Here is a 5,833-nt window from a genome sequence, read left to right on the forward strand (position 1 = left end):
TGTATTTGCCCCGTGGTAGCTATCGTTTCCTGCGTAGGAGGCCGTGAAGATATAGTCTGCGGTGCTGTTGGGCAGTTTCGCCGTCCAAGTATTGCCCGCTCCCGCCGTCACGGTGATGCCGCTAGAGCAGGTCACGGAAGCCGTTCCGCCAGCAGGCAGGCCGGAGAGGGTCAGCGTTACCGTGCCGCCGTTGGGCAGGGTGGCTGGGGACGGCGTGAGGGTCAGGCTGGGGGTGGCCTTGGCGATGGTGACGCGGACGGTCCCTGTGACAACGGCATATTTGTTGTTATCATCCGGTGTGAAGGTCCACGCCGCCGCGTAGCTTTCCTGTACAGCGGGGCGGTTGTCCGGGTTGCTCCACTCAAATTTGCCGGGAACGGGCGTGCCACTGTCCTGCATACTGCCGGAGAGGGTGATGGTGCTGAGGGTCTGCCCATAGGTGAGAGTGGTCCCGCTCAGGGTAGGTCCGCCGGTGGGGATGGTCTTTTTGACGCTCCGCACGTCGATGGTGGCGGTCATATCCTCAAAGTTTTGGGTATGGATGGTGACGGTGATGGTTCCGATTTCGGCTTCTTCGTCGCTTTCCACCGCCTCAATGGGCAGTGTCAGTGTCTGGCCGTCAATCTTTGCGCCACTGGTGTAGTAGCTGCCCAAGCTGAGAGCGCCCAACTCATAAGTAACTTCTCCCAAGCTCTTACCTGCTTCCGTTTCCGGGAGCAGAGCGTCCAGACGGTAAGTATAAGTGTGTTCCCACCCGTTAGTAACCACCAAATCACCGTTCTTGGGGACAATGGCAGCGGCCTTCCGGATTGTTCCAACAGACGCAGTCAGCGTATCGGGCATATTATCGGTAATATAATAATTTCCAGCTTTCTCCCCCTCCAGTTCATAGGAGGCACCGCTCAGGACAATCTCTTGGCCCACACCCGAATTGACGCTATTGTAGGAATATGTTCCACCTATAGTCTTTATTGCCACATCATCATTATTGAAGCTGCCCTCAAATTCTATTTCAAGACCGGTTCCATCACAATCTGCACTGCCATTGTATTCCTTTGAGTGGCTTCCGCCAAGGCCGGTGATGGTCAGCGGGGCTGGAACAATGTCATATCGTATCTGTCCGGAGTTCAACGCACCTATGGAGCTGTCCTCCGTGTACAGGTGCATAAGAACCGGCCCCACATTTATGCAGTCGATTTCGTTGCCGTCCAAGTCCGTATATTTTGTAATGAAAAAGTCTTTTCCGCTTTCCAGAACACGAACACCATCTAAGGTTAATTGAAAATTTGTAACCTTCCGGGACTCTCCATTATAGACATACTCTTTGTTGCCATTTATGACCCAGGCCTGTGCCGATATAGGCAAGATGCTCAGGCACAAAGCCAAGGCGATAATCGTACTCAATAATCTTCGTTTCATGGTTTATTCCTCCTAAATCAAATACAGCTTCAGCGCTGCTATTTGCGAAAACGACCTCGCACGCACCCTCGATGGTCACATTTGCGCTCCCACATAAGCAATGCTCTTGTTTGATGATTCCTGTTCCTGTTTCATTCGCTTTCCCTGTCGAAATGTGTCTCAAGTTGAGACGCATTTCTTGAATTACAGCAGGCCCAGGCTTCGCGCCGCCAGCAGCGCGTCCGTTTTGTTGTCAACATTCAATTTTCGATAATTCTCCTTAATGTGATATTTCACATTGTCCGGCTTCAAATCCAGCCTTTGAGCGATCCGATTAACAGATAGGCCGTCGGCCTGCAAACGGAGGATGGTCAGGGCGACGCCTTTGAAATCCGCCGCCACAGCCGCCCGCTTTTTCAGATAGAGGGGATAGCGCCGGGCCACTTCCTCGGCCTCGGCCGGCAGGCGGCGCAGCCAGTCCTTATTCAACGTCCCAGCTTCCTGCAACGCCTTTTTCTCCCGTTGGAACAGGGGCCATACCGCCGCGCCCTCCTCGGTGATCAGGCGCAGGAAACGGTAACGCTCCGCTTCTTTCAGAACGGCAGCCAGTTCCTCCTGCCACGGCCCGCCGACCCGCTCCTTGGTGATGGCGGACAACAGCCCGGTTTCCATGCGGACATAGGGCCTGCCCGTCTACTCGGCATAGTAGCGCAGCTTTTCCAAAAGGGCCTGGGCTTTTGTGTACTCTCCGTTCGCCAGATAACAACGTACTTTGGTCAGGTAGCGGTAACGCTCCAACACGCAAAACTCCCGATCCTCGTCCGGGGCGGTTTTCATCCAGCGTTCCACTATATCCATATCACCCTCATACAAGGCCAACCGGCAGCGGAGCGTCTGGATGTTGGGCAGAAGCTGGACAGCCCGGTTCTCTTTCACCGACTGTTCAAAGGACGCCAGCAGCTCCCGCGCCGCCGGACTGTCCCCTTGCAGCAGGGCCAGCCGTACCCGGACGCCTACGGCGGCAAAGGCGATCTCCATCGTCCCGCCCTGCCCTGCCTCCACCTGGGCGCGGGTCAGCAGGGACATTACCTCGTAATTGTCCCCGCCCTTTTCGTAGCGGCTCTCGCCCAGCGCGGCCTTGACAAACCCCTTACCATAGCGGCCCAATATACGCTCTACCAATGGGCCAACGGTTTTCGCCAGCATGGTATCGTCGGGACTCCAATGGCAGAAGTCTTTTCCGCCGTTCATGGTGCTGGGGAGGTTGCTGGTGACAGAAAGCTCCGGGAGACAGTTTCCCTTGTCCAGCAGCAGGGCGGGAATGTTCTTCATCACCGCCAGCACGTCCCGGCTTCCCCGGTGAGGCAGGGCAATATCCAGATAGGTCAGACGGCTCTGGGCCTCCCGCCGGACACCCCCTCTGGCATTGGCGGTGTAGGCTTTCAGCTTTTCGTACCAATACTCGCTTTTTTCGCCGTCCATCAACAGGGAATACAGCATACTCATGCCCGCCATCAATACCGGGCTGTCCGCAATCTCCTGTTCGTCCAGATTGAAATAGTAGTGCCGCAGTTCGTAGTAATGGCCGATACCCACATTCATCCGGGCGTTGCGGATGAGCAGGTTTTTGATTCGCTCGGTCTTGCCGCACTCCTCGAACAACCTTAGCGCGGGAACGACTTCATCGTGCATTTCATAGTAAAGGGCGGCGTTATATTTGAGGTCTTTGACCCGCTCCGTCCCATATATCTTTAATGTTCGGTTCCGCAGAGCATCGATCAACACCGGGCGTAAACGATATGTGCCGTCCTCCTGGAAAATAAAATTCCCTGCCTCTGCCGCCTGTTCCAGCAGGGCGGCAACGTGGAGATTGCCGGAGATCATCTCCGCCAGCTCCAGCGTAAATTCATCCACCACACTGACCTGCATTAAAAATTCTAACAAGTCGCTGTCCCAGCGCACCAGCACCACATTCTCCAGATAAGCGGCAAAGGCGTCCCATATTTCCGCGTGGAGTTCCGAGCCGGGGGATAAGCCCTCCTTCATACGCAGGGCGACATGGTGGAGGATGTAGGCGTTGCCCTCGGCGGTGACTTCCAAAAGCCGCATATCCTCCTCCGTATATGCGATGCCGCGGGACTCCAGATAGGCGGCGATCTCGCTGCGGCCCATCCGCAGGTCTTTCTCGGAGATCACGACAAAAACGCTCTTGATATGCTGGGGCATGAGCCATGTGGGGACAGGACTCCGGCTAATCAGGATAAGCCATATATCCGCCCTCTCCTCCAACGCAATGATCTCCCGGCGCAGTTCCTCGCTTTTCAGCCGGTGCAGGTCGTCGATCACCACTACCCGGCACTTCTGTCTGCCCGGTTCCAACCGGGGCAGCGCCCCATCCTCCCAGGGCAGTTCCTCACAGGAGAGGTAAGTGTATCTGCGGCCCGACAGATATTGGCGTACCAGCTCCGTCTTGCCATAGCCGGTGGCCCCGTAAAGGTAAACTGTCTGTGACAGGTTCCGGGCCTTTTTCAGTTTCTTTAGTGCGCTTGCCGGAGCGATATAGTTTTGGTCCACGGGTCAGCCTCCTTTTCCTCAACTGAGCGCAAAAGCCACTTGGACAGTAGAAACATTCTTTCATTGAAATACAATTTTACAGAAGCAACGGGCACAATTATTATTTGCCTGCGGTACAGTATCCGTTATAAACTTGGGCCGCTTTTTTGTAAATCGCGGTTAATTTTGAACTTTTTGTAGGTATATGATATTTTACCAAAATCGCTTGTTTTTTGTCCACTCCCCAACCGGGTAGTTTTGGCACATATTTTGAAAAAATTTTTTCTGCTGGCAAAAAAGTGATTCAAAGTTTGATATTTTCGGCAATATTGAATACATTTACCCCTTGTTTCTTTGCGTAATTGACGGTGTAAGCAGTCCCCCCGCTGTTCTTGGTCAGATAGCAGACGCACACGCCGCTGTTGTCTACCAAATGGCGGTTGCGCCTGTGCATACAGCCCGCACCCTGGATTGGCTGAAAAAGAACAAAAATATAACCATGCTCTCGCTGGAAAAGCTGTGTACGATATTGGATTGTTCCCCTAGCGATGTTGTGCGCTTTGTAAACGATACCAGCCAGATGTAAAATACAGCGGATTTAATGTGTCTCAAGTTGAGACGCATTTTTCGACGATATTCGTATTGAGTAAAACTGCGTTGAAATCGAATACTGGGGCGCTGGCTCTGGGGCAAACGAACGGCGGCTTCTGCCATTGTCGAAATACGTCTCAAATTGAGATGTATTTCCTATGCCGTTCCATGGCTTTCGGCGAGGAGGGTGGAAGGATGCTGACGCTTTCCGCAAGCCCGCCCATTCCCAGGATACGAAAAGCCGCTGTCAAGCGGCTTTTTGTGCGTATCCCCCCTTGGTGATAAAACAATCCGCGGGACGGCCCCTGTCAAGGTCCGGCCAGTCAGCAGACTGGCCGGCTCGCGGACGATTGCTCCGCAATCGTCCGGCCTTGACGGGGGCCGAGCGGCGGATTAGCCTTTGGGCACAAGAGGGAACACGCTTTGCAAGGGCGGTATGCGCTCCACAAACGGAGGGGTTTTAGGGGGGCCCCTAACAAGTGGAATTTTGCTGTCACAATTCCGTACTTGCTGGGACAACGGCGCTGTCCGCGCCGTTGTGTCTCCTGTAAAAACCCTGCGGCATAAGCCATGAGTGAATAAGTTTCATCCTTGCGTTCCATGCCATTTTTTCGTTCCTTAGCATCAAATCTATCTATCCCATCTATCCAGACTGCGGCTGATGTGCTGTCCTGATAGATAGATTGATTGATAATAGATAAGTAAGTCTGGTTCTATTAGTATAGATTCCTGCGAGAAACCCGCAGTCTAAAATGCGGATTTTTCGCAGTCAAGACTCCCAGTTTTCGGAAGTCTTGACTGCTGCCTGAGAAGATTAACAATATGAAAAATTACTCTCTTGCGGTCAATCGCTTGACGTAGATTTTGGCAGGGCGGCCTTGTCCCTGTTTCACGCGTTCAATCAGTCCACAGCCATTTGGAGTATCCAGTTCCACCAGCAATTTTGTTGCTTTGTCATGTCCGCAGTTCAGATTTTCCTGTATCTCTGCCAATGTAAAATAAATATATACGCGTCCCATTATATCGTGCCAGCCGCTTTTGACGGACAGATCCATTCGGTCAAGCAGAAGCCCATATAGCAGTTTGGCCTCAGCGGACACATGCTGGAAGTCTTTACCTGCAATAAGTTGTTGCGGAATGCGGTAAAATGGAAATTGTTCACTTTCACCACCATAATAATAATCAAAAAATGTTCCAGAAGCCATGATTCAATTCTCCTATTACAATAAGAATTACGGTTCAAGGCACGGCAGCCAGCCGTGTCTTTTTCCGCATTGTTGCCAAAGCTGTT

Annotated in this window: 5 protein-coding genes; 1 reads left to right on the top strand and 4 read right to left on the bottom strand. The window is 52.9% G+C overall.

The window, feature by feature from the left end:
• The 3 genes from D1646_RS20775 to D1646_RS24075 form a co-directional block, all read right to left on the bottom strand.
• A partial coding sequence (locus tag D1646_RS20775; protein WP_243154278.1) for a YDG domain-containing protein occupies nucleotides 1–1,419 on the bottom strand: 1,419 nt, incomplete at its 3' end.
• A 183-nt stretch (nucleotides 1,420–1,602) separates the two neighbouring features.
• Complete coding sequence (locus tag D1646_RS23520; protein WP_243154279.1) at nucleotides 1,603–2,070, bottom strand: LuxR C-terminal-related transcriptional regulator; 468 nt, start codon at nucleotides 2,068–2,070, stop codon at nucleotides 1,603–1,605.
• 21 nt (nucleotides 2,071–2,091) lie between these two features.
• Entirely contained in the window at nucleotides 2,092–3,972 is a 1,881-nt protein-coding gene (locus tag D1646_RS24075; RefSeq protein ID WP_347565265.1) for a hypothetical protein, read from the bottom strand.
• 478 nt (nucleotides 3,973–4,450) lie between these two features.
• On the opposite strand from D1646_RS24075, the gene D1646_RS20785 reads away from it, so the two are divergent.
• Nucleotides 4,451–4,537 (top strand): helix-turn-helix domain-containing protein, encoded by an 87-nt coding sequence (locus D1646_RS20785; protein WP_243154281.1) that lies wholly within the window; start codon nucleotides 4,451–4,453, stop codon nucleotides 4,535–4,537.
• 835 nt (nucleotides 4,538–5,372) lie between these two features.
• Here D1646_RS20785 and D1646_RS20790 read toward each other — a convergent pair.
• A complete protein-coding gene (locus D1646_RS20790; RefSeq protein ID WP_160638285.1) occupies nucleotides 5,373–5,747 on the bottom strand; it encodes a replication initiator protein A in 375 nt (124 codons plus the stop codon).
• Nucleotides 5,748–5,833: the final 86 nt, after the last annotated feature.

Source organism: Pseudoflavonifractor sp. 60 (assembly GCF_009911645.1).
Classification (GTDB): Bacteria; Bacillota; Clostridia; order Oscillospirales; family Oscillospiraceae; genus Lawsonibacter.